Origin of the sequence: Intrasporangium sp., from assembly GCF_051961875.1 — a bacterium.
Classification (GTDB): Bacteria; Actinomycetota; Actinomycetes; order Actinomycetales; family Dermatophilaceae; genus Intrasporangium_A.
Genome location: NZ_JBQCCV010000039.1, coordinates 1 through 25958, shown reverse-complemented (window position 1 = coordinate 25958; position 25958 = coordinate 1). Strand labels below are relative to the sequence as shown.

At 71.0% G+C, this 25958-nt stretch carries 28 protein-coding genes, 1 tRNA gene, 1 pseudogene and 1 riboswitch; of the genes and pseudogenes, 6 read left to right on the top strand and 24 right to left on the bottom strand.

The window, feature by feature from the left end:
• Nucleotides 1-168: 168 nt before the first annotated feature.
• Nucleotides 169-816 carry a lysoplasmalogenase gene (locus ACTHJJ_RS02380; protein WP_440301331.1) on the bottom strand — a complete coding sequence of 216 codons (648 nt, stop codon included), beginning with the start codon at nt 814-816 and terminating at the stop codon, nt 169-171.
• A gap of 78 nt (nt 817-894) precedes the next feature.
• On the opposite strand from ACTHJJ_RS02380, the gene ACTHJJ_RS02375 reads away from it, so the two are divergent.
• Complete coding sequence (locus ACTHJJ_RS02375; RefSeq protein WP_440301330.1) at nt 895-1269, top strand: thioesterase family protein; 375 nt, start codon at nt 895-897, stop codon at nt 1267-1269.
• A gap of 44 nt (nt 1270-1313) precedes the next feature.
• Here ACTHJJ_RS02375 and ACTHJJ_RS02370 read toward each other — a convergent pair whose 3' ends face one another.
• From ACTHJJ_RS02370 to ACTHJJ_RS02360, 3 genes are all read right to left on the bottom strand, one after another.
• The gene (locus tag ACTHJJ_RS02370; RefSeq protein WP_440301329.1) at nt 1314-1664 is read right to left on the bottom strand and encodes a 2TM domain-containing protein; all 351 of its coding nucleotides are present in this window, start codon (nt 1662-1664) and stop codon (nt 1314-1316) included.
• Between the two features lie 95 nt (nt 1665-1759).
• The gene (locus ACTHJJ_RS02365) at nt 1760-2368 is read right to left on the bottom strand and encodes a hypothetical protein (RefSeq protein ID WP_440301328.1); all 609 of its coding nucleotides are present in this window, start codon (nt 2366-2368) and stop codon (nt 1760-1762) included.
• A 58-nt stretch (nt 2369-2426) separates the two neighbouring features.
• Nucleotides 2427-3464, bottom strand: coding sequence for an NAD(P)-dependent alcohol dehydrogenase (locus tag ACTHJJ_RS02360; RefSeq protein WP_440301327.1), 1038 nt, complete (start codon nt 3462-3464; stop codon nt 2427-2429).
• A gap of 99 nt (nt 3465-3563) precedes the next feature.
• Between ACTHJJ_RS02360 and ACTHJJ_RS02355 the strand changes: the two genes are divergently transcribed.
• Nucleotides 3564-4232: a TetR/AcrR family transcriptional regulator gene (locus tag ACTHJJ_RS02355; protein WP_440301326.1), complete on the top strand. Its 669-nt coding sequence runs from the start codon at nt 3564-3566 to the stop codon at nt 4230-4232.
• Between the two features lie 99 nt (nt 4233-4331).
• Here the strand turns inward: ACTHJJ_RS02355 and ACTHJJ_RS02350 are convergent.
• The 5 genes from ACTHJJ_RS02350 to ACTHJJ_RS02330 form a co-directional block, all read right to left on the bottom strand.
• Nucleotides 4332-4404 (bottom strand) — tRNA-Ala (locus ACTHJJ_RS02350).
• Nucleotides 4405-4510: 106 nt separating this feature from the next.
• A complete protein-coding gene (locus ACTHJJ_RS02345; RefSeq protein ID WP_440301325.1) occupies nt 4511-5125 on the bottom strand; it encodes a histidine phosphatase family protein in 615 nt (204 codons plus the stop codon).
• A 35-nt stretch (nt 5126-5160) separates the two neighbouring features.
• A complete protein-coding gene (rsfS, locus tag ACTHJJ_RS02340) occupies nt 5161-5550 on the bottom strand; it encodes a ribosome silencing factor (protein WP_440301324.1) in 390 nt (129 codons plus the stop codon).
• Complete coding sequence (nadD, locus tag ACTHJJ_RS02335; protein ID WP_440301323.1) at nt 5547-6191, bottom strand: nicotinate-nucleotide adenylyltransferase; 645 nt, start codon at nt 6189-6191, stop codon at nt 5547-5549. The genes rsfS and nadD overlap by 4 nt, the downstream gene beginning before the upstream one ends.
• Before the next feature lie 2 nt (nt 6192-6193).
• Nucleotides 6194-6415 carry a hypothetical protein gene (locus tag ACTHJJ_RS02330; RefSeq protein WP_440301322.1) on the bottom strand — a complete coding sequence of 74 codons (222 nt, stop codon included), beginning with the start codon at nt 6413-6415 and terminating at the stop codon, nt 6194-6196.
• Between the two features lie 201 nt (nt 6416-6616).
• Here ACTHJJ_RS02330 and ACTHJJ_RS02325 point away from each other — a divergent pair, with 201 nt between their 5' ends.
• Nucleotides 6617-7771 carry a glycosyltransferase family 2 protein gene (locus ACTHJJ_RS02325; protein WP_440301321.1) on the top strand — a complete coding sequence of 385 codons (1155 nt, stop codon included), beginning with the start codon at nt 6617-6619 and terminating at the stop codon, nt 7769-7771.
• 81 nt (nt 7772-7852) lie between these two features.
• Here ACTHJJ_RS02325 and ACTHJJ_RS02320 read toward each other — a convergent pair.
• Both ACTHJJ_RS02320 and ACTHJJ_RS02315 read right to left on the bottom strand, forming a co-directional pair.
• Nucleotides 7853-8344, bottom strand: a pseudogene (locus ACTHJJ_RS02320) (class I SAM-dependent methyltransferase); the annotation flags it as partial.
• 47 nt (nt 8345-8391) lie between these two features.
• On the bottom strand, nt 8392-9675 hold the full coding sequence (locus tag ACTHJJ_RS02315) for a glutamate-5-semialdehyde dehydrogenase (protein WP_440301320.1): 1284 nt from the start codon (nt 9673-9675) through the stop codon (nt 8392-8394).
• A 146-nt stretch (nt 9676-9821) separates the two neighbouring features.
• Here ACTHJJ_RS02315 and proB point away from each other — a divergent pair, with 146 nt between their 5' ends.
• On the top strand, nt 9822-10934 hold the full coding sequence (proB, locus tag ACTHJJ_RS02310) for a glutamate 5-kinase (RefSeq protein WP_440301319.1): 1113 nt from the start codon (nt 9822-9824) through the stop codon (nt 10932-10934).
• Nucleotides 10935-10948: 14 nt separating this feature from the next.
• Here proB and ACTHJJ_RS02305 read toward each other — a convergent pair whose 3' ends face one another.
• Complete coding sequence (locus ACTHJJ_RS02305; protein ID WP_440301318.1) at nt 10949-11410, bottom strand: VOC family protein; 462 nt, start codon at nt 11408-11410, stop codon at nt 10949-10951.
• A gap of 171 nt (nt 11411-11581) precedes the next feature.
• Nucleotides 11582-11697: riboswitch (SAM riboswitch) on the top strand.
• A gap of 10 nt (nt 11698-11707) precedes the next feature.
• Between ACTHJJ_RS02305 and ACTHJJ_RS02300 the strand changes: the two genes are divergently transcribed.
• A complete protein-coding gene (locus ACTHJJ_RS02300) occupies nt 11708-11791 on the top strand; it encodes a putative leader peptide (RefSeq protein ID WP_440301343.1) in 84 nt (27 codons plus the stop codon).
• A gap of 164 nt (nt 11792-11955) precedes the next feature.
• Nucleotides 11956-12435, top strand: coding sequence for an OsmC family protein (locus tag ACTHJJ_RS02295; protein ID WP_440301317.1), 480 nt, complete (start codon nt 11956-11958; stop codon nt 12433-12435).
• Between the two features lie 245 nt (nt 12436-12680).
• Here the strand turns inward: ACTHJJ_RS02295 and ACTHJJ_RS02290 are convergent, their stop codons facing one another.
• The 12 genes from ACTHJJ_RS02290 to ACTHJJ_RS02235 form a co-directional block, all read right to left on the bottom strand.
• Entirely contained in the window at nt 12681-14240 is a 1560-nt protein-coding gene (locus ACTHJJ_RS02290) for a solute symporter family protein (protein ID WP_440301342.1), read from the bottom strand.
• An 83-nt stretch (nt 14241-14323) separates the two neighbouring features.
• Nucleotides 14324-14656: a DUF485 domain-containing protein gene (locus ACTHJJ_RS02285; RefSeq protein WP_440301316.1), complete on the bottom strand. Its 333-nt coding sequence runs from the start codon at nt 14654-14656 to the stop codon at nt 14324-14326.
• A gap of 139 nt (nt 14657-14795) precedes the next feature.
• Nucleotides 14796-16328, bottom strand: coding sequence for a sodium/solute symporter (locus tag ACTHJJ_RS02280; protein WP_440301315.1), 1533 nt, complete (start codon nt 16326-16328; stop codon nt 14796-14798).
• The gene (locus tag ACTHJJ_RS02275) at nt 16325-16714 is read right to left on the bottom strand and encodes a hypothetical protein (protein WP_440301314.1); all 390 of its coding nucleotides are present in this window, start codon (nt 16712-16714) and stop codon (nt 16325-16327) included. The genes ACTHJJ_RS02280 and ACTHJJ_RS02275 overlap by 4 nt, the downstream gene beginning before the upstream one ends.
• Nucleotides 16711-17526, bottom strand: coding sequence for a LytR/AlgR family response regulator transcription factor (locus ACTHJJ_RS02270; protein WP_440301313.1), 816 nt, complete (start codon nt 17524-17526; stop codon nt 16711-16713). Before ACTHJJ_RS02270 ends, ACTHJJ_RS02275 begins: the two co-directional genes overlap by 4 nt.
• 14 nt (nt 17527-17540) lie before the next feature.
• Entirely contained in the window at nt 17541-18665 is a 1125-nt protein-coding gene (locus ACTHJJ_RS02265) for a sensor histidine kinase (protein ID WP_440301312.1), read from the bottom strand.
• A gap of 21 nt (nt 18666-18686) precedes the next feature.
• Nucleotides 18687-20291, bottom strand: coding sequence for a GTPase ObgE (obgE, locus tag ACTHJJ_RS02260; RefSeq protein WP_440301311.1), 1605 nt, complete (start codon nt 20289-20291; stop codon nt 18687-18689).
• A gap of 128 nt (nt 20292-20419) precedes the next feature.
• Complete coding sequence (rpmA, locus tag ACTHJJ_RS02255; RefSeq protein WP_440301310.1) at nt 20420-20692, bottom strand: 50S ribosomal protein L27; 273 nt, start codon at nt 20690-20692, stop codon at nt 20420-20422.
• Between the two features lie 36 nt (nt 20693-20728).
• Nucleotides 20729-21037, bottom strand: coding sequence for a 50S ribosomal protein L21 (gene rplU, locus ACTHJJ_RS02250; protein ID WP_440301341.1), 309 nt, complete (start codon nt 21035-21037; stop codon nt 20729-20731).
• A 110-nt stretch (nt 21038-21147) separates the two neighbouring features.
• Nucleotides 21148-24204 (bottom strand): Rne/Rng family ribonuclease, encoded by a 3057-nt coding sequence (locus ACTHJJ_RS02245; protein WP_440301340.1) that lies wholly within the window; start codon nt 24202-24204, stop codon nt 21148-21150.
• Between the two features lie 193 nt (nt 24205-24397).
• On the bottom strand, nt 24398-25195 hold the full coding sequence (locus tag ACTHJJ_RS02240; RefSeq protein ID WP_440301309.1) for a TIGR03936 family radical SAM-associated protein: 798 nt from the start codon (nt 25193-25195) through the stop codon (nt 24398-24400).
• A gap of 219 nt (nt 25196-25414) precedes the next feature.
• A partial coding sequence (locus ACTHJJ_RS02235) for a lysophospholipid acyltransferase family protein (RefSeq protein WP_440301308.1) occupies nt 25415-25958 on the bottom strand: 544 nt, incomplete at its 5' end.

Here is a 25958-nt window from a genome sequence, read left to right as displayed (position 1 = left end):
ACCCCTCGCCAAGGAGGGGAAGCCGCGTTGATGTCGGGTCGCCCCGACTTTCGTCAACGCGGCTGCGGAAGGAGCAGCACACCAGCCATGCAGCCAAGGTTAGCGCAGCCCGGTAGGTCACTGGACAGCACGCCCTCCCCCGTTCGAGTGAGCACACCGCCACACCAGCTAGCGGAGCAGGCCGACCACGATGAGCGTCTGGGCGGCGTGGTAGGTCGTGATCACGCCGAGAGGCGCCCAGCGGCGCTCCTGCACGAACCGGTCGTGCCCGAGGATCGTGTCGGAGACGAGGAAGAGGAAGCAGCCGGTGACGACCACCCAGTCGCCCTTGACGGCGGCCACGACCAGGAGCGTCGCGAGCGCGAGGACGTAGACGAAGACGGGGAAGCGGTCGCGCCCGGCGTGGCGGACGACGTGCCGCCCGAACCGCCCGTGCATGTAGAGCACGACGGGGACGGCCGGCAGCACGAGCCACGGGAAGCCGTCCGGCCCGGGCACGGTGAGGAGGGTCCACACATACGCGACGTGAGCGGCGAGGAACGCGAGCAGGCCGAGCCGGAAACGCACCTCGGTCGCGGTCAGGAGCAGGACGTCCCCGACGAGGGACAGGCCGAGCGCGACGAGCAGCGGCGTGATGTGCGGTGCCGCTGCCGGGGGCGAGTCTGTGTAGAGCGACCAGGCTAGGCCGCCGAGCAGGAGCATGAAGGTCGGCTTCGTGATCCGCTCGACGACGTAGTCATCGCGCACCACCGCGCTCCAGTTGAGCAGCGCCGTGATGCCGAGGGCCACCGAGAGCAGCCAGACATGGGTGGACACGGGCCAAGGATTCCAGCCCGAGAGCCCATCTCGTGGGACGGGGTGGACCTTGAATCCGGGTCTGCCACACTCGACCGCATGCCCATGCGCACGTTCCAGCACACGGTCACGCCTGCCGACACCGCGCTCGCCCTCGGTAGCGGCGACCTCGAAGTGCTCGCGACCCCTCGTCTCATCACCTGGTGCGAGTCGGCAGCGTTCGAGGTGTGCCGGCCCCAGATCGACGAGGGTCGCACCACGGTCGGGACCTTCGTCAAGCTCGAGCACGTCAAGGGTTCTCCTGTCGGGGGCGCGGTCACGGTCTCGTGCGCCGAGCCGATCAGCGACGGTCGGCGCCTCGTCTGCTTCGTGACCGTGACCGACCCGGACGGCGAGACCGTCGCGAGCGGCGAGGTCCACCGTGCCGTCGTGGACCGTGAGCGGTTCATGAGCAAGTGCCACCGGGTCGCCTGACCGGACCCGCTACCTCCCGCCCAGCTCCAGAGCACGCACCCGAGTCAGCGCCGGCGCAGCCGGTCCATCTCCTTGCGGATGTCGTCCTCGCTCGGGGCGGCCCGGCCATAGGTGTCGACCCCGTGGGCGACGAGGCCGATGCCCCACCCGGCCATCGGGAAGGCCGGCCAGAAGTAGTTGGCTCCGGTCATCGCCCAGATCAGGACGAGCATCCCGTTCACGAGGCCGTACATGAGCAGGTGCATGCGGAACTCGGCCTTCTTGCGCAGCCGCTGCACGGCCAGGTCACGCAGCGCGTCCCCCGTGCGGTCGACCGTCGGGTCGACGGTCGGCAGTGTCGGGTCGGCACCGTGCACTGGACTCGTCTCGTCGAACGGGGGCAGGTTGGCAGTCATCGCGTCCCATCTCCTTCGGTCACGGCAATGCTGGGCCATCTTCACCATCACGCCTGCGCGATGAGTGGGTCCGGCCCTTCGTCACCCGCCACCGATCAGAGCACGAAAGCGTCCCCGTCGCGCCGGAAACCCAGCCGCTCGTAGTAGGGCTCGACCATATCGGGTGGGATGAGCACGCGCCGGTAGCCCCGCCGCCGGAACGGCCCGTCGGGGCCGAAGATGAACTCGCCCGGCGAGACGTCTCGATACCGGGGCGTGACGTAGTCGAGGACGAGCTGTGCGGTGCGATGCCCGGCGTCGCGGATCAGCACGACCCCGACGGTCTCGTCACCCTTGAGGATGAGGTAGGCGATGTCGTCGCTGAAGGGGTCGTGGACGAACTCCGGGTTGAACTGCCGGATGTCCGCCTCGTGGACGCGCAGGACGTGGCGCAGGTACTCGTCGTCGCCGTCGACGCCGAGCACCTCGAAGGCGGTTGCGTCGTGCTGGACCCGCTTGAGCTGCACGAGCTCCCACAGGTTGACGAGGGCAAGGGCCACGCCGAGGCCGAGCACCGGCCACACCGGCCGGAGCGCGCCATAGGCGGCGAGCAGGAGCCCGCCGACGAGCGAGACCACCCGGAGGCGCAGCACCTGCGGCTGGGCCAGGGCGAGGAGCAGCACGGCCACACCGAGCCAACCGACCACCTCGAGCCACGCCGCCATGCCGAGAGGCTACCCGCCGCGTCCGAGCCGTCACCGAGCGTCGCGACGCGACGGCCGCTCAGATGGCGATGGCGATCTTGCCGCGGACCTGTCCGGTCGCCAGCTCGTGCATCGCCTCAGCAGCTCGCTCCAGGGGATAGGTGCGGTCCAGGCTCGGCGACACCTGGCCGGCCTCGATGAGCTTGCTCAGGCGATCGAGGTCGGCAGCCCGCTCCTTGTTGTAGAAGGCTCTGAACCGCTGGCTGGAGAAGGGTGAGAGGGCCACGGCGGAGAGGGTGCGGCCCATGCCTCCGGTGAGGTCACCGCCGTCCTCACCTCCGACGATGACGGCGGTCCCGGACGGCGTGAGCGCCTGACGGAGCCGGCGCAGCGAGGGGTTCCCTGCAATGTCGACCACGAGGTCGTAGCGGCGTCCGGTGGTGGCGAAGTCCTGCTTGGTGTAGTCGAGGCAGTGGTCCGCACCCAGGGAACGCACCAGGTCGAGCTTGCCGGTGCTGGCGACGGCCGTGACCTCCGCGCCGAGGGCCTTGGCGATCTGCACGGCGTAGCTGCCCACCCCGCCGGAGGCGCCGATGACCAGGACGTGTTGACCCGGCTCCAGGCCGCCGTGGTCGGTCAGCGCCTGCAGCGCGGTGGCGCCCGAGATCGGCACCACCGCGGCCTGTTCGAACGACAGCGCGGCGGGCTTGCGGGCAAGCTTGTCGGCCCGTGCCACGGCGTACTCGGCGAAGGACCCACGGCCCACGCCATACACCTCGTCGCCGACGGCGAGACCGCTCACTCCGGGGCCGACCGCTGCGACCGTGCCCGCCAGGTCGCGACCCGGCACGGGAACCTTCGGGCGCCTGAACCCGAGGCCGGTGATCCGCATGAGATACGGCTTGCCGGTCATCAGGTGCCAGGTGCCGCGGTCCAGCCCGGCTGCTCGCACCCGGACCAGAACCTCCCCGTCCGCGACCTCGGGTCGGGGGATGTCGGCTTGCCGAAACACCTCGGTGCCGCCGTACCGGTCCTGCAGTGCGGCCCGCATCCGGCCACTGGTCGCCAGGTCGGCGGGACTGCTCGGTGCCGCTGGGGTGGGCTGTGCGTGCTTCATGACATCCTCACGTCGTTCGTACACTGTACGAGATGCTACAGTACAACGTACGAAAGCACCACGGTCTTGGACAGCCTCACCGACGAAGGAACTCGCAGAGTGGCGCGGAGCTCGACAAAGGACGCTGGGGACCAGCCCCGCCTCAGCCGTGAGCGGGTGCTCCGGGGCGCCATGGCGCTCGCCGACAGTGGTGGCATCGGGGCGCTGACGATCCGCTCCCTGGCGCAGAGCCTCGGGGCCAAGCCGATGTCGGTCTACCACTACGTCACGAACAAGGAGGAGATCCTCGACGGCATCGTCGACCTCGTCTTCAGCGAGATCGAGGTGCCCGGGTCCGACGACGACTGGCGCACCGAGATGTTGCGGCGAGCCGACTCCGCTCGCCGGGCGCTGCGGGCCCACCCCTGGGCGATCGGGCTGATGGAGTCCCGCACCAGCCCGGGACCGGCCACCCTGCGGCACCACGACGCCGTCATCGCAACCCTGCTGGGCGCCGGCTTCTCACCGGCCCTGACCGCGCACGCCTATGCACTGCTCGACAGCTACATCTACGGCTTTGCGCTGCAAGAGGCCGGCCTCCCCTACCAGGGCGCGGACACGGCCGCCGACATCGCGGGACCGATCGTGGAGCGCTTCACCACCGGGGAGTATCCGCACCTGCTGCAGATGACCACCGACTACTACCTTCGGCCCGGCTACGACTTCGGTGACGAGTTCACGTGGGGCCTGGAGCTGATCCTCGATGGCCTCGCGCGGCGGCTGGGGTGAGCTGCCGAAGGCGTTCCAGCTGCCAGCAGGAGCGCTGCTGAGACACAACGCTGTCGACGTGAAAGAGGCCGGAACCATGTGGTTCCGGCCTCCGTTCGGTGGAGCTGAGGGGACTCGAACCCCTGACCCCCTCCATGCCATGGAGGTGCGCTACCAGCTGCGCCACAGCCCCGTGCGATTGCTCGCAGGTCCTTCGTCAGGTGCCGCCTCACTGAAGCGACTGCGCAACTCTAGCCAATAGCCGCCGCGGACCCCAAATCGAGGGCGACGGCACCCGTTCAGGTGCGCCAGGGGCCGAGGTTCCAGCCGGCGATCCGCCACCGGGCAACAGCCGAGAACCTGCCGCGGTCCTCGACGAGCTCGATCCAGTGGCAGTTGTCCAGCCCCCGGAAGACCCGGTCGGCCAGGTCCTGGTCGAGGCCGACGAGCTCGCTCGCCGCGAGCTTGCCGGACGCGCCGTGGGTCACGATGACGGCGGTCTCGCCGGGAAGGAGGTCACGCAGCACTTCCTCGAGGGCAGCGGCGACGCGTGCCGCGACGTCCGCTCGGGTCTCGCCCGTGCGGCCCTTGGGGACGTCCTCTCCCCGGTCCAGCGCCTCGATCACGTCGGGGTACTTCTCGTGGACCTCGTCGGTGTGCAAGCCCTGCCACTCGCCCACGTCGATCTCCCGGAAGCGGGCATCGAGCCTCACCACGAGGCCCGTGAGCTCGGCGATGGGATCGGCGGTCGACGCGGCCCTCTGCAGGTCACTGGAGACGAGCAGGGACGGCTCGTAGGCCGCGAGGTGCGGTGCGGCCGCGACGACCTGCGCGCGCCCCACGTCGGAGAGCCGGCTGTCCCGATGCCCCTGCCAGATCCGTGCCACGTTGTCGACAGTCTCCGCGTGACGCATCACGACGATGCGTCGCGGCCCTGCCGCACCGGGGCTCACGAGTCGGACTTCGGCCCGGAGCCCGCGTCGACGGTGTCGAGGTCGACCTCGGGGCAGTCCTTCCAGAGCCGCTCCAGCGCGTAGAACTCGCGCTCCTCGTCGTGCTGGACGTGCACGACGATGTCCCCGAAGTCGATGAGGACCCAGCGCCCCTCGCGCTCCCCCTCGCGACGGATCGGCTTGGCCCCGTGCTCGCGCAGCTTGTCCTCGACCTCGTCGACGATGGCGCCGACCTGCCGCTCGGTCGGGGCGGACGCGATGACGAAGACATCGGTGAGCGGCAGCTGGTCGCTCACGTCGATGGCGGTCACGCGTTCCGCGAGCTTGTCCTCGGCCGCGAGGGCGGCCACCTTGGCGAGTCGAAGGGACTGGTCGGGTGCGGTCACAGAACTTCCTGGCGCTGACGGGATGGCTTCGGGGTGGGCTCGACGCGGGGCCAGGTGGCCTGGCGGCCCGAGTAGAGGTGGTACTTGTTGATGTACTGCACGACGCCGTCCGGCACGAGGTACCAGACCGGCTGGCCGTCGGCGACCCTGGTGCGGCAGTCGGTGGAGCTGATCGCCATGGCCGGGACCACCTGGAGGGTGACCCGGTCCTCGGGCAGGCCCTTGCCGGACAGCTCGTGCCCCGGCCGGGTGACCCCGATGAAGTGCGCGAGGTCCCACATCTGGTCGGCGTCCTTCCACGAGAGGATCTCGGCCAGGGCGTCGGCGCCCGTGATGAAGAACAGCTCGGCGTCGGGCCGCTCGGCCCGGAGGTCACGCAGGGTGTCGATCGTGTAGGTCGGTCCGGGGCGGTCGATGTCGACCCGGCTCACCGTGAACCCCGGGTTTGAGGCGGTCGCGACGACCGTCATGAGATAGCGGTGCTCCGCCGGGGTGACGCGCCGGTCCGCCTTCTGCCAGGGCTGGCCCGTCGGGACGAAGACGACTTCATCGAGGTCGAAGCGGGACTGGACCTCGCTGGCGGCGACGAGGTGGCCGTGGTGGATCGGGTCGAACGTGCCACCCATGACGCCGAGGCGCATGCTCAGTGGTGCGCCTGTGGCGGCTCGATCGCCTCGTGGTGGACGTCGGTCTGCGCGCCGCGCGGAGCCTGCAGCTTGTAAGCGGTGTTGCGGAAGCTCCAGGTGATGGCGAGCGCGACGAGGAACAGGCCGAACGCAACGAAGAAGAAGGCGATGGCCGGCATCGGCAGCTCGTGGGCTGCCTCCTCGGCGGTACGAGCGACGAGCAGGACACGATCAGACATGCCGCCCAGCCTAGCGCCCGGCGATCCGAACCGGTCACCGCACCGGGCGCACGCCGCGCCGGGTCCCCGCGCACGGAATCCGTCCCTCCAGGGGATCGCTCCAGCGGGAGCGGAGTGAGGCATACCGTGCTTGGGACATCCGCACAGGGAACGCTCAGCGCGCTGAAAGGCGGGAGCGATCGGGGACCGTAGGCTGGAGGCATGGTCCCGGAGCTGTCGGTCGTCATCCCGATGTACAACGAGGAGGAGGTGCTGCCCCTCCTCGTCGAGCGGCTCCGTCCCCTCCTCGACCACACGGCCGCGACCTACGAGGTCGTGGCCGTCGACGACGGCAGCTCCGACCTGACGCCGGCCCTGCTGCAGCGCTACCACCGGGAATGGCCCTCGCTGCGCGTCGTCCGGCTGCGGGCGAACGCGGGACACCAGGCGGCGATCTCGGCCGGGCTCGTCAGCGCTCGCGGCGACTATGTCGTGACCCTCGACGCCGACCTGCAGGACCCGCCCGAGGTCATCCCCCAGATGCTCGAGCTGGCACGACGCGACGGCGTCGACGTCGTCTACGGGGTGCGCAACGACCGGTCGACCGACACGTGGTTCAAACGGGCGTCGGCGCGGGCGTTCTACCGCCTCATCGGGGCCGTCTCGAAGACGTCGGCCCATGCGGACGCCGGTGACTTCCGGCTCATGTCGCGGGCGACGGTCGACGCGATCAACGGGCTGCCCGACCACAACAGGGTGCTCCGCTTCATCGTCCCGGCGCTCGGGTTCCCGTCCGACACGGTCGAGTACAAGCGCGAGGAGCGTGCCGCCGGCAGCTCGAAGTACCCGCTGCTGAAGATGGTCAAGCTCTCGCTGGACTCGCTGACCGGCTTCTCGGCCGCGCCGCTGCGCGTCGCGACGTTCGCGGGGATCGGCGGCGCCGCGATCGCAGCCCTCTTCGTCCTCTACACGCTCGTCGTCCGGGCGCAGGGCCACACCGTGCCCGGCTGGACCTCGACGGTGGCGATCGTGGCCGGGTTCAGCGCAATCCAGCTGCTCTGCGTCGGCATCCTCGGCGAGTACATCGGCCGGATGTACGCCCACATGCAGGGCCGACCGACCTACTTCGTCGCCTACGACTCGCTGACGACAACCGACGGCTCCACCGGTCCGACCGACACGGCACTGCCGGCCGCGCCCTCCGTCCGGGTGCCCGCGGAGCCGCGGGCATCCCACCCGCTGCGGGGCGTGCGCTCAGCTGCGCCGCTCGGCCCGCACGAGCAGGCTCACACCGGGCCAGCGGTCGACGGGCAGGTAGCGCTCGGCCGTGATGATGGCCCGCAGGCCGAGGTTGACGACCGGGCTCAGCTCCTCTAGGTCAGAGCCGTTGCTGGTCCGGCGCCGCATCGCGACGACCGGACGGAGCAGGACGTTCCAGGACCGGACGCTGTCGATCGCGAAGCCGTTGCGCTCGAGGAGCGCGAGCAGCTGAGGCCGGGTGTAGCGGCGCACGTGGTCGACGGCCACGTCGTGCGCCGACCAGAGCCGCGGATCGGCGGGGACCGCGACGAGGTAGGTCCCACCCGGCTTGAGCACGCGCTGCACCTCGGCCGCCGCGGCGTCGTCGTCGGGGATGTGCTCGAGGACGTCGAAGGCGACGACGAGGTCGAGGCTCGCGTCGGCCAGCGGCAGCTTCGTCGCGTCGCCGCGCACCGTCGCGAGCCCGCGTTCGTGGGCCACCGCGGCGCCGTCAGCGCCATACTCGAGGGCGACGGCGTCCCACCCGTGGTCACGCAGGACGCGGGTGTTGCCGCCTCCGGCGGCACCGATGTCGAGGGCGCGCCCGGGGACGAGCCCCCGCAGCTGTCGAGCAAGCAGGTGCCGCCGCTCGCGGTACCACCAGTGGGTGTCCTCGAGCTGGGCGAGCTTGCGAACCTCGGTGCCCTCCATGGACCGCCATCATGCCAGCCCCCGTCGGACCCCCGGTGGGCACCTCGTCAGCGGATGTGCCCGTCCCCCTCGACGATCCACTTCGTCGTCGTCAGCTCCGGCAGCGCCATCGGGCCGCGTGCGTGCAGCTTCTGGGTCGAGATCCCGATCTCGGCGCCGAAGCCGAACTCGCCGCCGTCGGTGAAGCGGGTGCTCGCGTTGACCATGACGGCGGCCGCGTCGACCTCGGCCGTGAAACGCCGAGACGCGGCGCGGTCCTCCGTGACGATGGCCTCCGTGTGCCCGCTGCCGTAGCGCCGGATCCGTTCCATCGCCTCGTCGATCGAGTCGACGACCGCGACGCTCAGCTCGAGCGCGAGCCACTCCGTCCCGAAGTCCTCATCCGCCGCGATGTCGTATGCCGCTCCAGCCGCGTCCGCGTAGGGCCGCACCTCTGGCGTGACGTGCAGTCGCACCCCGGCTCCCGCGAGGTCGGCCAGGACCTTGGGCAGGAAGTCGGCCGCGACGTCGCGGTGCACCATGAGGGACTCTGCCGCGTTGCAGACGCTGGGCCGGTGGGTCTTGGCGTTGACGGTGATCCGCTCGGCCTTCTCCAGATCGGCGGCCCGGTCGACATAGACGTGGCAGACCCCGACGCCGGTCTCGATGACGGGGACCGTCGACTCGCGCACCACGGTCTGGATGAGCGCCGCTCCCCCGCGCGGGATGACGAGGTCCACCCGCCCCCGGGCCGTCATGAGCGCCCGGCCGGCATCATGGCCGCCCCGCTCCAGCAGGGTGATCGCATCGACCGGAAGCCCTTGCTCGGCAAGGGAGCCGCGCAACGCCTCGACGAGGGCATGGTTGCTGCTCGCGGCCGCGGACCCGCCCCGCAGCAGGACGGCGTTGCCGGACTTGAGGGCCAGCCCCGCCGCATCCACCGTGACGTTGGGGCGGGCCTCGTAGATCATCCCGATGACTCCCATCGGCACTCGCACCTGCCGGACCTGCAGGCCGTTCGGGAGGGTGGAGCCACGGACGATCTCGCCCACCGGGTCCGGGAGTCCGGCGACGTCGCGCAGCGCCTGGGCGACGGCTGCGACCCGGTCCGAGTCCAGGCGGAGCCGGTCCTGCAGGCTCTCCGGCATCCCCGATGCCCGACCTCGGTCGAGGTCCTCCCCATTGGCCGCGAGGATCTGCGGCGTCGCCGCGTCGACGGCGTCGGCGAGCCGGAGCAGGGCGGCGTCCTTCTCGGCGCGCGACATCAGGGCGAGTCGGCGCGACGCCACCCGGGCCCGCTCGGCCAGGTCGCCCACGTAGTCGACCACGGCGGGATCGATCGGCTCTGACATGTCATCAGCCTAGGCGGGCTCGCACTTTCCGTCCCGCCCCAGCCAGCCAGTGGACCGGCCGGTCGGGGCGGGGCGTGCGTCCAGGCCGCGGACCACGACGTGGTCAGTGTCGACACCGTCCGTATGCCGCTCACTACAGTTGCCGCGTGTCCCCGCGGTTCGAGATCAGCCAGACGAAACGGCTTGTCGTCAAGGTCGGCTCGAGCTCGCTCACCGGCATGGACAGCGGGATCGACAGCGCCCGGCTCATCGCGCTGGTCAACGCGCTGGCGCGTCGCCACCTCGAGGGCACCGAGGTCGTCCTCGTCTCGTCCGGTGCCATCGCGGCGGGCATCGGTCCCCTCGGCCTCCGCGCGCGCCCGCGCGACCTCGCGACCCAGCAAGCGGCGGCAAGTGTCGGCCAGGGGGCGCTGCTCGCCGCCTACACCCAGGCGTTCGGCGTGCACGGGATCATGGTGGGCCAGGTGCTGCTCACCGTCGAGGACGTCACCCGGCGCACGCACTACACGAACGCGCGCCGGACACTCGAGCGACTGCTCGACTTCGGGGTCCTCCCGGTCGTCAACGAGAACGACACGGTCGCGACGTCCGAGATCCGGTTCGGTGACAACGACCGGCTCGCGGCGCTCGTCGCGCACCTGATCGACGCAGACGCCCTCATCCTGCTCTCCGACGTCGACGCCCTCTACGACGGACCCCCCTCCCGCGCTGGCTCGAAGCGGATCCCGCTCGTCACCGGACCGGACGAGCTCGTGGACGTCGAGATCAAGGGCAGCCACTCGAAGGTCGGCACGGGTGGGATGGGCACGAAGGTCGAGGCGGCCCGGATCGCGACCGCCGCGGGGGTCGCGACGATCGTCACGGCGGCCGACCGGGTGACCGAGGTGCTGGCCGGGGAGGACATCGGAACGCTGTTCCTGCCCATCGGCGTGCGCGGCGCCTCCCGGCGACTGTGGCTGCAGCACGCGACGACGGCTCGGGGGCGGCTGTTCGTCGACGACGGCGCGGTGGCCGCGCTGACGCACCGCAAGAAGTCGCTGCTCCCCGCCGGGGTCGTCCGGGTCGAGGGGGCGTTCCACGAGGGCGACGCCGTCGACGTGTGTGCCCTCGACGGCCGAGTGGTGGCGCGCGGGTTGACGAACTACTCGGCCAAGGAGCTGCCGAGCCTGTTGGGCCGGTCCACCAGGGAGCTGGCCCGGGACCTCGGCCCGGAGTACGAGCGCGAGGTCATCCACCGGGACTTCCTCGTCGTCCTCTGACCCCCGTCGACCGATCACTTCCCCTCACTCGACCGGTCACCTTCAGTCACGCGCCGGCGGGCAGTGATGGGGTTGGTCGGCTCGGCCCAGGTGATCTCGAAGTAGTTGCCCTCCGGATCGCACAGGTAGGCCGACCGCCCTGCGAAGAACTCGGCGTCGACGGGTGGCTTCGTGACCCGAGCCCCAGCGCGGCGCATCTGCTCCACCAGCTGATCCACCTCCTCGGCAGTGTCGACCATGACGCCGATGCTGAAGTGGATCCCTTTGCCGCCAGAGGCGGGCTCGGTCTTCCCGTCGCGAGCCAAGTGATCGAGCGGAAACAGCGCGAGGACCACACCTCGCAGCTCGAAGGCCGCGAAGTCGTCCTCATCGATGATCTGGGGCAAGCCGACCCTGCGATAGAAGGCGCGCAGTCCCGGGAGGTCATGGGCGCCGAGCGTGATCATGACATCGGCCAAGGGTGCAGCTGTGCTCATCGCGGCAGTATCCGCTCCGCGTCCGAGAAGGCGCAGGACCGGCCGCGGCTCGAGGGGCGCCGACCGGCTCCCGGTTGGCGCAGTCGCCAGCACCTCATGATGGTCCAGCATCCGAGCAGGCCGCCCCGCGCTGACCTGCACCCGCGCTAGAGTCGCGGCACAACGTCATACCGCTCATCCAGAGGGGCAGAGGGAAACGGCCCGTTGAAGCCCCGGCAACCCGGCACTCCGAGATCTTCGGAGCCGACAGGTGCCACGTCCGTCCCGCGACGCGGGGAAGATGAGGAAGGCCTCAGCATGACCAGCTCCGCGACACCCGCGCTCACCCGCCGACTCCACGTCGACCTGCTGCGCGTCACCACTTCTGCATGTCGCCGTTGAGCCTCCGGAGCTGAGCTCCCAGACCAGATCCGCGCCGGACGCGCGGACGCGGTCGGTCGGTTGCACGCGCAGCCGAATTCTCTTCTCAACCAACGCGGTTCGCCACTTTCGCTTGCGAGCTGCGCCGATTCACCATACCCATCAACCGTTTTGGAGGAATCATCATGACCACCACCCACGAGACCAGCGCGACCCAAACGCAGCTCATTCGCCCCGAGGTGCGCACGACCCTGGTCGCCGGCACCGCGACTGAGGTGAGGGTGCAGGCGAGCTCGCATGCCTTCACCATCGACGAGCCGCAGGCCCTGGGCGGGACGGACAAGGGCGCCAACCCAGTCGAGCACCTGCTCGCCGCACTGGGCGCCTGCCAGGTCATCACCTTCCAGGTGTGGGCCGAGAAGCTCGGCATCCAGCTCGACGAAGTCGACATCGCACTGAGCGGCGAGATCGACCTGCGAGGCTTCTTCGGCCTGGCGGAGGGGGTCCGCCCCGGGTTCCGGTCGATCGATGTGTCCGTCCAGCTCTCCGGACCGGAAGCCCCCGAGCGCTACGACGAGCTGACCCAGGCCGTCGAGGAGCACTGCCCCGTGCTCGACGGGCTCGGCAACTCGGTGCCGGTAAGCACGACGTATGCCCTGGCCTGAGCACCCGCGTTTGTGGCACGTGGGCCGGGACGCTCACTCGAGTTGAGTGAGGCGTGCCTGCACGAGCGGGGTTCGTGCCTGCCTCGAGCAGGCTCCGGTTACCGGTCAACCCGGGGGGAAGTGACCGGTCGACGGGGGGAAGTGACCGGTCGAAGGAGGGAATGTGACCGGTCGACCGAGAGGGGCCGGGGCCTGCGGTTGCAGGTCCCGGCCCCCTGCCGTCGTGCGGGTGGTGAAGGCCGCGGTCAGTGGTGTGTGGCCACCTCGGCTCCATGGCCGGTGAGCGAGCGCACCTCCATCTCCGCGTACTTCGCCGCGTCGAACTCCTTGCTCGTCACGGTCCCGACGTAGCCGAGCAGGAAGCCCAGCGGGATCGAGATGATGCCCGGGTTGTCGAGCGGGAACCAGTGGAAGTCGACGTTCTGGAGCATCGATGGACTGACGCCCGTCACCTTGTCGACCGGCTTGCCTGACACGACGGGGCTGAACACGATCAGGGTGATCGCGCTGATCAGGCCGCCGTAGATGCTCCACAGCGCGCCCCGGGTGTTGAACCGCTTCCAGAACAGCGAGTAGAGGATCGTCGGCAGGTTCGCACTGGCCGCGATGGCGAACGCGAGGGCGACGAGGAACGCGATGTTCTGCCCCATCGCGAAGATGCCACCTATGATCGCGACCGCGCCGAGGACGAGCGCCGCCATACGGGCCACCTTGACCTCCTCCTCCGGAGTCGCCTTGCCGTCCTTGACCACGGAGTTGTAGACGTCGTGCGCCAGCGAGGCGCTCGCCGTGATGGTCAGGCCCGCGACCACCGCGAGGATCGTGGCGAAGGCGACGGCCGAGATGATGCCGAGGAGGACCTCGCCGCCGAGGTGGAAGGCGAGCAGCGGTGCGGCCGAGTTGGCCCCACCCGGAGCGGCCTTGATCTCCTTGGCCCCGACGAGCTCGGCGGCACCGAAGCCGAGGACGAGCGTGAACAGGTAGAACAGGCCGATGAGCCAGATCGCCCAGACGACCGAGCGACGGGCCTCCCTCGACGTCGGCACCGTGTAGAACCGCATGAGGACGTGTGGCAGGCCGGCCGTGCCGAGCACGAGCGCGAGCGACAGCGAGACGAAGTCGAGCGGGTTCTTGTACTGCAGGCCGGGCGAGAGGAGGTCGCGCGCCGTGCCGTCTGCGGCCGCGGGGGCCGCGTCGTTGGCCGCGCCGAGGAGCGAGGACAGGTTGAGGCCGAACTTGCCGAGGACCCAGACGGTCATGATGGCGGCTCCGATGATGAGGAGCACGGCCTTGATGATCTGGACCCAGGTCGTGCCCTTCATGCCGCCGAAGATGACGTAGAAGATCATGATGACGCCGACGATCGCGACGACGACGCGCTGACCGACGGCACCGTCGATGCCGAGCAGCAAGGCGACGAGGCCGCCCGCGCCCGCCATCTGGGCGAGCAGGTAGAAGAAGGAGACCGCGAGCGTCGAGATCGCCGCCGCGATCCGGACCGGCCGCTGCCGCAGCCGGAAGCTCAGCACGTCGGCCATCGTGTACTTGCCGACGTTGCGGAGCAGCTCCGCGACGAGCAGCAGCGCCACGAGCCAGGCGACGAGGAAGCCGATCGAGTAGAGGAAGCCGTCGTAGCCGTTGAGGGCGATGGCCCCGGCGATGCCGAGGAACGAGGCAGCCGAGAGGTAGTCGCCCGCGATGGCGATCCCGTTCTGCTGCCCCGTGAACGCGCGCCCACCGGCGTAGTACTCGGCCGCGCTCCGGTTGTTGCGCGACGCCCGGAGAACGATGACGAGGGTGATCATGACGAAGGCGACGAAGATCAGGATGTTGAGCGTCGGGTTGCCGACACTCGTCTGGGCGGGCAGCAGCCCGGGCAGCACCGCGCTCACGAATGGGCCTCCATCTTCTTGGCGAGGGCGTCGGCGGCCGGGTCGAGCTCACGGTCGGCCCAGCGGGCGTAGGCGATGGTGATCGCGAAGGTCGAGACGAACTGCAGCAGGCCGAGGATGAGCCCCCACGTGATGTTGCCGAAGACCCGGGTGCCCATGAAGTCATGGGCGAGCACGGCAAGCAGCACGTAGAGGAAGTACCACGCGAGGAACGCGATGGTGAGGGGGAAGACGAACCTGCGGAACTTCGCCCGCAGCTCGGCGAACTCGGGAGACTCCTGGAGGGCGATGTTGGGATCGTCCTGTCGGAGCTGAGCTTCGTTGCTCAAGGGAACCTCCAAAACGTTGGACCAGTGCTGCCACGCTAGGAGCCCGACGGCTCCCTGGGACCGCGCCAGAACCGCCCGGTCGCCGAGCGGGACGGAGGCCTCGGTGTGCGCGAGATCACGTGCGACGAGCGGCGGCGATTCAGCGACGAGCGGTCGACTGCTCCGGGTGGAAGGTGCCGCGGTCGAGGCCGAGGTGCTCCGGCGCGTGCAGCCGGACCATGGTCTGGGCCAGGTGCTCGGGCCTGCGGCTGCGGGTCAGGACCGAAGTGACGATCATCGTCGTGAACGCCACGGGAACCGTCACCGCCGCCGGCTGCGTGAGGATCGCCCCCAGCCAGCCCTCGTGGTCGATCCCGAACATCGTCGCGAGGACTGCCGTCATCGACAGGGACCCGCCCACGACGAGGCCGCTGATCGTCCCGATCGCCGTCAGCCCGCGCCACCAGATCCCGAGCACCAGCATCGGGCAGAACGTCGAGGCCGCCACCGCGAAGGTGAGCTCGACGGCATGGGCGACGGGGACGTCGGCCGACACGAGCGTGAGCAGCAGTGCGACGGTGACGCCGACGCCGGTGGCGATGCGGAACGCCCGGATCCCCTGCCCGTGCTCGGTCCGCCACTGGAGGAGGTCCTGGCTCAGCACGCCGGCGACGGAGACGACGAGCCCGGACGCGGTCGACAGGAAGGCGGCGAAGGCGCCGGCGGCGACGAGCGCCGTGAGCATCCCTGCGACCGGCCCGTCGAAGACCCGGCTCGGCAGCTCGAGGACGACGGAGTCGGCCCGTCCCTTGGCGACGAGGTCGTGGGCGAATACGCGGCCGAGCACGCCGTAGAGGACGGGCAGGATGTAGAAGCAGCTGAGCAGCACGAGGACGACGAGGGTGGTGCGCCGGGCGGCCCGTCCGTCGGGGTTGGTGTAGAAGCGGACGACGACGTGCGGCAGCCCCATGGTGCCGAGGAAGGTCGCGACGACGAGCGAGTAGGTCAGGTAGAGGGCGTGCTCGCCGGTGAGCGGCTCCGCCCACTCCGCGAGGTCGAGGGTGCCGACGTCGGGCCCGCCGCGTCCGCCCCAGATGACGAGGAGGAAGAACACCGGAGTCAGCAGGGCGACGAGCTTGAGCCAGTAGTGGAAGGCCTGGACGAAGGTGATGCTCCGCATGCCGCCCGCCAGGACGTTGAGGCAGACGACGAGGGCCACGACGAGCGGCCCGACCCAGCGGGGCGCCCCGGTCAGTGTCCGGAGGGTGATGCCCGCCCCCTGGAACTGCGGGACGAGGTAGAGCATCCCGATCGCGACGACGAGGACGCTCGAGACGCCCCGGGCCGCGCGGGACTCGCACCGCAGCTGGGCGAAGTCGGGCAGCGTGTAGGCGCCGGACCGGCGCAGCGGGGCGGCGACGAAGACGAGGAGCAGGAGGTAGCCCGCCGTCCACCCGACCGGCAGCCACAGCATGTCGGCGCCGCGGACGAGGATCAGCCCAGCAACCCCGAGGAACGATGCCGCAGAGAGGTATTCGCCGCTGACCGCCGACGCGTTGAGGACCGGTCCGACGCCACGCGAGGCGACATAGAAGTCGCTCGTCGTCCGCGAGACGCGCAGCCCATATGCGCCGATGACGAGGGTCGCGACCGAGACGACGAGGACCGCCGCGATGCTCGCCGCCCCGTTCATCGGCCCTCCAGCAGGTCGCTGAAGTCGTCCTCGTTGCGCTCGGCGCGCCGCACGTAGGTCCAGCCCAAGGCGACGATCTCGGCGAATGCGACGACGGTCAGCAGGATCCACGGCAACGGCACGCCCAGCACCGTCGCCCGCCGAACGGCAGGGAGGAAGGTGAAGAGCAGCGGCAGGCCGCCGAAGGTGACCCCCAGGGTGACGGCGACGCCGAGGGCGAGCCGGAGCTGGCTGCGCATCAACGAGGTGATGTAGACCTCCCCCAGCTGCGTCTGCTCGTCGATCTCCGACGCGATCGAGACGCGCCGGGCTCGCGCCGCGGACGTGCGCGGGCTCGTCACCCGCACCCGCTGCGGTATGCCGTTGGGCTCGCTCCCCGGGGTCACGACCCGCCCTTGTGGCTGGGTTGGGCACGCCGCACGAGGACGTCCCGCAGCCCCCGGGTGTGCCGGCGGCTGACGGCGAGCTCGGTGCCGCCGACGAGGAGCGTGTAGCGGCCGCTCTCGGTACGCCACTCGGTGATGTGTGCGAGAGCGACGAGGAACGACCGGTGGATGCGGACGAACCCGGCGTCGCGCCACTGCTCCGCCAGGGTCGAGAGGGGCACCCGGAGCAGATGGCTGCCGGACGGCGTGTGGAGCCGGGCATAATCGCCCTGTGCCTCGACATAGAGCACCTCGGAGCGCGGCACGAGACGGCTCACGCCGCCCAGCTCGACGACGATGCTCTCGTCGTCGGAGCCGGCCGCCGGCTCGCGCCCCTCGATCCGGCGCACGACCCGACGCACCGCCTCGGCGAGCCGCTCGTCGCGCACCGGCTTGAGCACGTAGTCGACGACGTTGAGCTCGAAGGCGTCGACGGCGTGCTGCTCGTGCGCGGTGACGAAGACGACGGGTGGCGGTGTGGTGAACCGGGACAGGACCCGGGCGAGGTCGAGCCCGGTCAGCCCGGGCATCTGCACGTCCATGAAGATGGCGTCGACCTGTCGTTCGTGCAGAACGCGCAGCGCCTCCTCCCCGGAGTTCGCGGGCAGGACGGTCCCGATCCGGTCGTCGCGCTTCAGCAGCCAGACCAGCTCGTCGAGCGCGGGTGCCTCGTCGTCGATGGCGAGCACTCGCAGCGGCCGGGCCGTTCGCCCGTCCGAGACAACCGACCCGGCTGGGACGGCGCCGCCGGCACCCGGCGGGGTGGGCGGCATACCTGATGGTCCTGTCATAGGTGCACTCCCGGCTGGAACTTCGGCAGGCGCACGGTGACTCGGGTGCCCGCGCCCTGCGCCGTCTCGACGACGAGACCGTACTCGTCGCCGAAGGCGGTGCGCAGACGTTCGTCGACGTTGGCGAGTCCGACCGAGTCGAGTGCTGCGTCGCCGGCGAGCGCCTGGCGCACCCGCTCGGGGTCCTCGCCGATCCCGTTGTCCTCGATCGTCACCACGCACTCGCGGTCGGCGTCCTGGGCGAGGATGGTGATCTCGCCGCGGCCGGGCTTGTCCTCGATGCCGTGGCGGACGGCGTTCTCGACGAGCGGCTGCAGGCAGAGGAACGGGACGACGACGGGCAGCACCTCGGGCGCGACGCGGACGGTGACGGCGAGCCGGTCGCCGAAGCGGGCCTTCTCGATGACGAGGTAGGCCTCGATCGAGCGGAGCTCCTCGGCGAGGGTCGTGAACTCGCCATGCCTGCGGAACGAGTAGCGGGTGAACTCGGCGAGGTCAAGGAGCAGCTCCCGGGCCCGGCCCGGGTCGGTCCGGGTGAACGAGGCGATCGCGGTGAGCGAGTTGTAGATGAAGTGCGGGCTGATCTGGGCGCGCAGCGCGCGGACCTCGGCCTCCATGAGCCGGGTGCGCGACGCGTCGAGCTCGGCCAGCTCGAGCTGCCCGGAGACCCACCGGGCCACCTCGTTCGTGGCGCGCACGAGGCCGGCGGACGCCTGGGGCGCGAACACCTGCAGGGTGCCGACGACCTTCTCCTCGACGTCGAGCGGCGCGATGATCGCCTCGCGAAGCGGGCAGCCCGGGTCGTCGCACTCGATCTCCTTGCGGCCCAGGACCACGGTGCGGCCGTGGCCGAGCGCCGCCTCGGCGAGCCGCGGTGAGTGCGCGCCGTGCCGGGAGCGTCCGCCGTCCCAGGCGAGGAGCCGGCCGGTGTCGGTCATGGCGACAGCGGGCGCACCGAGGAGCGCCCGGAGGAACTTCAGCGACCGCTCGGCCGCGGTGCTCGTCAGGCCGCCGCGCAGCGGTGGGGACGCGAGCGAGGCCGTATGGAGCGTCCGGAACGTCGCGCGGTCGGCCTGGCTCCCCAGGTGGTCCCGGCGCAGCAGCCCGCTCCACGGCGTCATGCCGTGAGGATAGGGGACGCCTCAGCGCCCGGGGTCGCGCTCCGAGTGGTCCGGGGTGTCCCCGCCGGTGTCCCCGTCGGTCTTCCCCTCTCCCCCGGGGATGGCCGGGTCGGCCTCGCCGTCATCGAGGTGCCAGAGGCCGGAGCGGCGTTCCGCGGCGAGCTCCTCCTGGGTCGCGGCCCGGGCTGCGTAGCGGTCCTGCATCGCCTCGCGCTTCTCGCCGCGGGTGGGCCGGCTCGGCTCCTCGAGACGCAGGTCCGTGCCACGCGCCCCCAGCAGCTCGGCACCGGACTGCAGCGTCGGCTCCCAGTCGAAGACGACGGCGTCGTCGGTGGCGCCGATGACGACCATGTCCCCTGCGACCGCGCCTGCCTTGTAGAGCTCGTCCTCGACGCCGAGCCGCGCGAGCCGGTCCGCGAGGTAGCCGACCGCCTCGTCGTTCGTGAAGTCGGTCTGGCGCACCCAGCGCGTCGGGCGCTCGCCGACGACCCGGAAGAACTCGCCCTCAGGGCCGCGCTCGCGTCGCACCTCGAAGCCGTTGTCATCGACTGCCTTGGGCCGCAGCACGATTCGCTGTGGCGTGACCTCGGGCAGCTCGGCCCGGGCCTGCTCCACCAGTCTGGCCAGGGCGAAGGTCAGCTCCTTGAGGCCCTGGTGGGCGACGGCCGAGACGATGAAGACCTCGTAGCCCTGCGCCTCGAGGTCGGGCTTGACCATCTCGGCCAGCTCGCGCGCCTCCGGCACGTCGGCCTTGTTGAGGACGATGACCCGGGTGCGCTCGGCGAGCGGTCGGCCGCCCAGGTCGGCGTCCGGGACGTAGAGGGAGAGCTCCCGCTCGATGACCTCGAGGTCGGTGAGCGGGTCGCGGCCGGGCTCGAGGGTGGCGCAGTCGATGACGTGCGCGAGCACGGAGCAGCGCTCGACGTGCCGGAGGAACTCGAGGCCGAGGCCGCGCCCCTCGTGGGCACCCGGGATGAGGCCCGGCACGTCGGCGACCGTGAAGCGCACCTGCCCGGCGGTGACGACACCGAGGTTCGGCACGAGCGTCGTGAACGGGTAGTCGGCGATCTTCGGCTTGGCGGCCGAGAGGACCGAGACGAGCGAGGACTTCCCGGCGCTCGGGAAGCCGATGAGGGCGACATCGGCGAGCGTCTTCAACTCGAGGACGACGTCGAGTGCCTCCCCCGGCTCCCCGAGGAGCGCGAACCCCGGCGCCTTGCGGCGCGGCGAGGCGAGCGCCTTGTTGCCGAGGCCGCCACGGCCGCCGCGCGCGACGACGTGCTCGGTGCCCATCCCGACGAGGTCGGCGAGCAGGTTGCCGGCCTCGTCCCTGACGACGGTGCCCTCCGGGACGGGCAGGACGAGGTCGGCCCCGTCGGCGCCGTTGCGCTCGTCGCCGGCGCCGGGCTTGCCGTTGTCCGCACGCCGGTGCGGGCTTCGGTGGTAGTCGAGCAGCGTGGTCGACTGCGGGTCGACGCGCAGGATGACGGACCCGCCGCGGCCCCCGTTGCCACCGTCCGGGCCGCCGAGCGGCTTGAACTTCTCGCGTCGCACCGACGCGACCCCGTGCCCGCCGCCGCCGGCGGCGACATGCAGCACGACGCGGTCGACGAAGTTCGTTGCCATGTCAGGTCACTCTTCCAGATCGAGCCCGCTGGGCGGCATACGCCCCGACGGGTGGTATGCCGCGGAGACGGGCCACACGGGAAAGGGCGGGCCCGCGGGCCCGCCCTTTCCACGATGTACTCAATGGGTCACTCAGCCGCGCTGAGGCTCTCGACCGGTTCGATGTTCACGGTCTTGCGGCCGCGCTTGCTGCCGAACTTGACGGCCCCGGCCACGAGGGCGAAGAGCGTGTCGTCGCCGCCGCGGCCGACACCGTCACCCGGGTGGAAGTGCGTGCCGCGCTGACGGACGAGGATCTCTCCGGCGTTGACGACCTGGCCGCCGAAGCGCTTGACGCCGAGCCGCTGTGCGTTCGAGTCGCGCCCGTTACGGGACGAGGACGCACCCTTCTTGTGTGCCATGTCAGTTACTCCTTGGTGAGTCTGTGTCGGCCGCGATCAGGCGTTGATGCCGGTGATCTTGACCTGGGTGAGCGGCTGGCGGTGGCCCTGGCGCTTCCGGTAGCCGGTCTTGTTCTTGTACTTCATGATCGTGATCTTGGGGCCCTTGGCGGCCTTGACCACCTCGGCCGTCACGGAGGCCTTCGCGAGCGCGTCGGCGTCGGAGGTGACCGTCGTGCCGTCCACGAGAAGCAGCGGCGCGAACTCGACCGAGTCGCCGGGCTGACCCTCCACCTTGTCGACGAGCAGCACGTCGCCCACCGAGACCTTCTCCTGGCGACCGCCAGCGCGAACAATCGCGTACACAGTGATACTCACTCTCTGATCAGGATTGGTGTGCCGCTTCTGGCACCGGCCCGTCAACACGGGCCCGGTGGGCGCACCGAGGATCTACAGTACCGGCTCCGGGCCGATGCTCACAAACCGGCGGGCGGCCCTTCCGGGGTGGACTCCTGGGCGGCGGTCACGCTGCTGGTCTCGGTGCCTCCCGCGGCGCTGGTGTCCGTGCCGGTCTCGCCATCGGGCGAGTCGACGTGCGTGATGTGGCTCGCGCCGGGAGGCCCCGCAGGCGCGACGACGCGACCGCGGCGGCGACGCGGGCGGTGGGCCGGCTCCTCAGCGGGAAGCTTCTCGGCAGAAGGCTCCTCGGTCGACTCGGCTGCCTCGGGCTCCTGCCGACGCGAGCTCTGCGGCGCCGACTCCTCCGGCGTCACGGGCTCACTGACGGCCGGCTTCTGCTCGTCGCTTTCCATTTCGGCGACGACCTCGACCGGGCGGTCCTGAGGCACGGCCTCGCCGGACTCGTCGGGACCCTCCGCGGCGTCATCGTCGAGACGTGCGTTCTTCACCGCGGCGGCGTGCGCCATGGCGGCGATCTGGGCGGCCGTCGGCCCGAGCTGCTTCTGCTCCGCCTCGGGCGCCGCGTCCTTGCCGGCGCGACCACCGTTGCCGCCGCTGGACCCGTTGCCATTGCCGGCGTCAGAGCCCCGGCGGCCCCGGCGCCCCGAGGAGCCGGAGTCGTGCTGCTGGGCACCCTTGTCGACCGGGTCGGAGTGGATGATGAATCCGCGCCCGTTGCAGTGGTCGCAGGTCTCGGAGAAGACCTCGATGAGTCCCGAACCGACGCGCTTGCGCGTCATCTGGACCAGACCGAGCGAGGTCACCTCGGCGACCTGGTGCTTGGTGCGGTCGCGCCCGAGGCACTCGAGCAGGCGCCGCACCACGAGGTCCCGGTTCGACTCGAGCACCATGTCGATGAAGTCGACGACGATGATGCCGCCGATGTCCCGCAGCCGAAGCTGCCGGACGATCTCCTCGGCCGCTTCGATGTTGTTCTTGGTGACCGTCTCCTCGAGGTTGCCGCCGGACCCGACGAACTTGCCGGTGTTGACGTCGATGACCGTCATCGCCTCGGTGCGGTCGATGACGAGCGACCCACCGGAGGGCAGCCACACCTTGCGGTCCATCGCCTTGGCCAGCTGCTCGTCGACCCGGTAGTGGCTGAACAGGTCCTCGTTGCCAGTCCACTTGGTGACGCGGTCGGCGAGGTCGGGGGCCACCGCCGTGATGTACGGGTGGATCTCCTGCCACGCCTGCTCGCCGGAGACGATGAGCTGCTTGAAGTCCTCGTTGAAGACGTCGCGGATGACGCGGACAGTGAGGTCGGGCTCGCCGTGGAGCAGCATCGGAGCGCTGCCGGTGGTGCTCGAACCCGAACCGCCGTTCTTCTTCCGGCCCTTGGACTTGCCCGCCTTCGGCGTCGAGGCGGCCTCGGCGCGCGACTGGATGTCCTCCCAGGTGCGGGTGAGCCGCTCGACGTCGGCGCGCAGCTCCTCCTCGCTCGCCCCCTCGGCCGCGGTGCGGACGATGACGCCGGCGTGCTCGGGCACGACCTGACGCAGGATCTTCTTGAGGCGGGCCCGCTCCGTGTCCGGCAGCTTGCGGGAGATGCCGGTCATGGAGGAGTTCGGGACGTAGACCAGGTAGCGCCCGGGGAGGGAGATCTGCGACGTGAGGCGCGCGCCCTTGTGGCCGATCGGGTCCTTCGTCACCTGGACGAGGACCGTCTGGCCGGACTCGAGGGCGTTCTCGATGCGCTTGGGCTGGTTGGCGTCGAGCCCGGCGGCGTCCCAGTTGACCTCACCGGCGTAGAGGACGGCGTTGCGGCCCTTGCCGATGTCGACGAACGCCGCCTCCATCGAGGGCAGGACGTTCTGGACGCGGCCGAGGTAGATGTTGCCGGCCATGGAGACGTTGCCGGCCTGGTCGATGTAGTGCTCGACGAGGACGCTGTCCTCGAGGACGCCCATCTGCGTGCGGCCGTTCCGGTTGCGCACGACCATGACGCGCTCGACGGACTCGCGGCGGGCGAGGAACTCGGCCTCGGTGATGACGGTGCGGCGGCGGCCGGCCTCGCGGCCCTCGCGGCGGCGGTGCTTCTTGGCCTCCAGCCGGGTCGAGCCCTTGACCCCGGTCGGCTCGTCGCTGGGCGAGCGGGGTGTCCGGACTCGGGTCGTGACGCCGACCTCGTCGCTCGAGGCCTCGCCGTTCGGGCCCGAGCGGCGGCGGCGGCGCCGGCGCCGGCTCGTGCCGGCCTCGTCCTCGTCGGTGCCGTGATCCTCGTCGGACTCGTCGGACTGGCCGTCCTCCCCCTCGGCGGCCGGCTGCTCGGTCGCCGCGGCGGCCGGCGCCTCCTCGCCCTCGGACGCGTTGTCGTCGGCCTCCCCCTCGGCGTTGCGGCCGCGCCGGCCCTTGCCGCCCCGACGGCGCCGGGCGCGCCGCGGCGAGTCGTCCTCTTCGGATGTCTCTTCGGCGGCCGGCTGCTCGGTCTCGGGCTCCGGGACCTCGGCCTGCTCCGGCTGCGGCTCGGGCTTGGCGCGACGCCGACGCGAGCGCTGGGCGGTCGTGGCTGCCTCGGGGTCCGGTGCCTGGAAGAGCACGGAGAAACTCTGCACGACCGGGCCGGTCTCGTCGTCCGCCTGCTCGTCGGCGGCGTCGTCCTCGGCCGACTCGTCCTCGGCCGGCTCAGTGCCGGCCTGGTCGGCTGGTGTCGCGCCGTCGACCTGTGCCTGCGCGTCCTCGTCGGTGGCCCGAGGCTCGATTGCCTCCGGCGCAGCCTGCTCGGTCGCAGCGTGCTCGGTCGCGGCCGCCGTCTGGCCCGGCAGGATCTCGGCCACGGCCGCCTCGGCCTGGTCGAGGATCTCGGTCACCGTGTCGGGCACGGCCGGCGCGGGAGCAGCGGCCTTCTTCCGCGTGGCCCGCTTGCGGGCCGGTTTCGCGGGAGCGGCCTTCTCGCCGGCCGGGGCGTCGGGCTCAGGAGCAGCGGCCGGAGCGGCGGCGGCCTCGGCCGCCTGGGTCGACTCACTGTCGACGCCCTCGGGCGCCTGTTCCGGCGCGGCCTGCTTCCGGGTGCTCCGACGCGTCGCCCGCTTGCGCGGTGCCGGCGCCGCCGGGGCGGCAGCGTCGTCGAACAGCGTCGTTTAGTCGGAGGGAGTGTTTTCGTTGGGTGCCATTCGGCAGCCTCCCGTCACGGGTGGTGCTGACCCACACCCGGCCGGAGCCGCCCGCACCGCCTGTGTTGCGGTATCGGTCGTCCCACCGGGGTACCGCTGGGACGGAAGTCGCATTGTTACGCCGTTCCCGGTTCGCGCTGAGCGCGGCCCCGGTTCAGGCGCCGTCGGCGTTCTCGTCGGCAGCCAACGGGTCGGCCACCCTCGCGGTTGCGGTGTCGAACGGACCTTGCGCCAGTCGCGTCACCAGAGGTGGGCGGAGAGGCTGCAGGCCGGCGACGTCACGCAGCGCGGTCAGAATGTCGTCGGGGCGAACGGCTGGTGTGGTGTGCCGTACGACCATTCGCAGTATCGCACAGTCAGCCCCCAGGTCCCCACTTGGAGCACGACCCGACACGCCGGAGCCGCCCTCGGGAGCCTCCGCCACCTCCGCTGAGACGAGCGCCTCGCGCACGTCGAAGGTGCGTGGCCCCGACTTCGTCATCCTCGTCACCTCGACCCGGTCACGGGCCAGCAGCTGCTCGACAGCCTCCCCCAGCCGGTTCGGTGAGACCCCGAGGAACTCCAGGCGCCAGTCACTCGCCTCGAGGCGGTCGGCCAGGTTCCCGACCCGTGCCTCGACGACGGTGACGATGTCCAGTCCGTCGGGCAACGCCCCGTCGAGCGCGGTCCGAACCGCCTGCGGGTCGAGCCGCTCGGTCACCTGGATCTCGACGTACTCGGCCTCGCTGGCCGTCCCCGTCGCGGCCGCGTTCGCGTACGAGATCTTCGGGTGCGGGTGGAACCCGGCCGAGAACGCCATCGGCACGTCGGCCCGGCGCAGGGCCCGCTCGAGGGCGCGCTGGAAGTCGCGGCTCGAGGTGAAGCGGAGCCGCCCACGTTTCGCATACCGGATCCGGAGCCGCTGGACGGCGGGGTCGGGTGCCGGCCCCTCCGGGACACGCTGTCGAGCCATGGCCGGAAGGCTATCCGGCGGAACGGGGAACCTGCACCGGCTCTCACCGCGGCCGGGGTCGCGTGGTCGGCCCGCGCCGGGCGCGGCGGCCCAGCTCGCTCCGGGCATCGCCGGCTACCCCTCGCTTGTCGGCCGCCTTTCACAGTCCAGATCGCCGGCGCTGAGTCGCTCGCCCGGCCCACCGCTCCCGGCGCCGACTAAGCGCGCCGTGGCCAGCGCTCAGTCGTCTCGCTTGGCCCTGCGCTCGGCCTGCTCGAGCTCGTCGAGCCGGTTCGCCTCGGCGAGCGTCGGTGCGGTGCCGCCCATCCGGGCGGGCAGGAACTTGAGGTCCGCCCCTCGGAGCGGCTCGTAGGCGGCGCGCGCGAGGTCGAGCATGTGGGCCATCACGTCCTTGTAGGCCGCGGTCACCACCTCGGGATCCGCGTCGGCTGCGACGGGGATCGGCTCGCCGACGGAGATGAAGATCGGGGTGTTGGTCCGACCGAGCCGCCGCGGGTGGCCCTTCGTCCAGACGCGCTGCGACCCCCAGATGACGGCCGGGATGATCGGAACCTGAGCCTCGGCGGCCATCCGCGCCGCGCCGGTCTTGAAGTCCTTCAGCTCGAACGACCGCGAGATCGTCGCCTCCGGGAAGACGCCCACGATCTCGCCGCGGCGCAGGTCCGAGACGGCGGCCGCGTACGACGACGCACCGGCCGCCCGGTCGACCGGGATGTGGTGCATGGCCCGCATGAGCGGCCCGCTCACGGGGTGCCGGAAGACG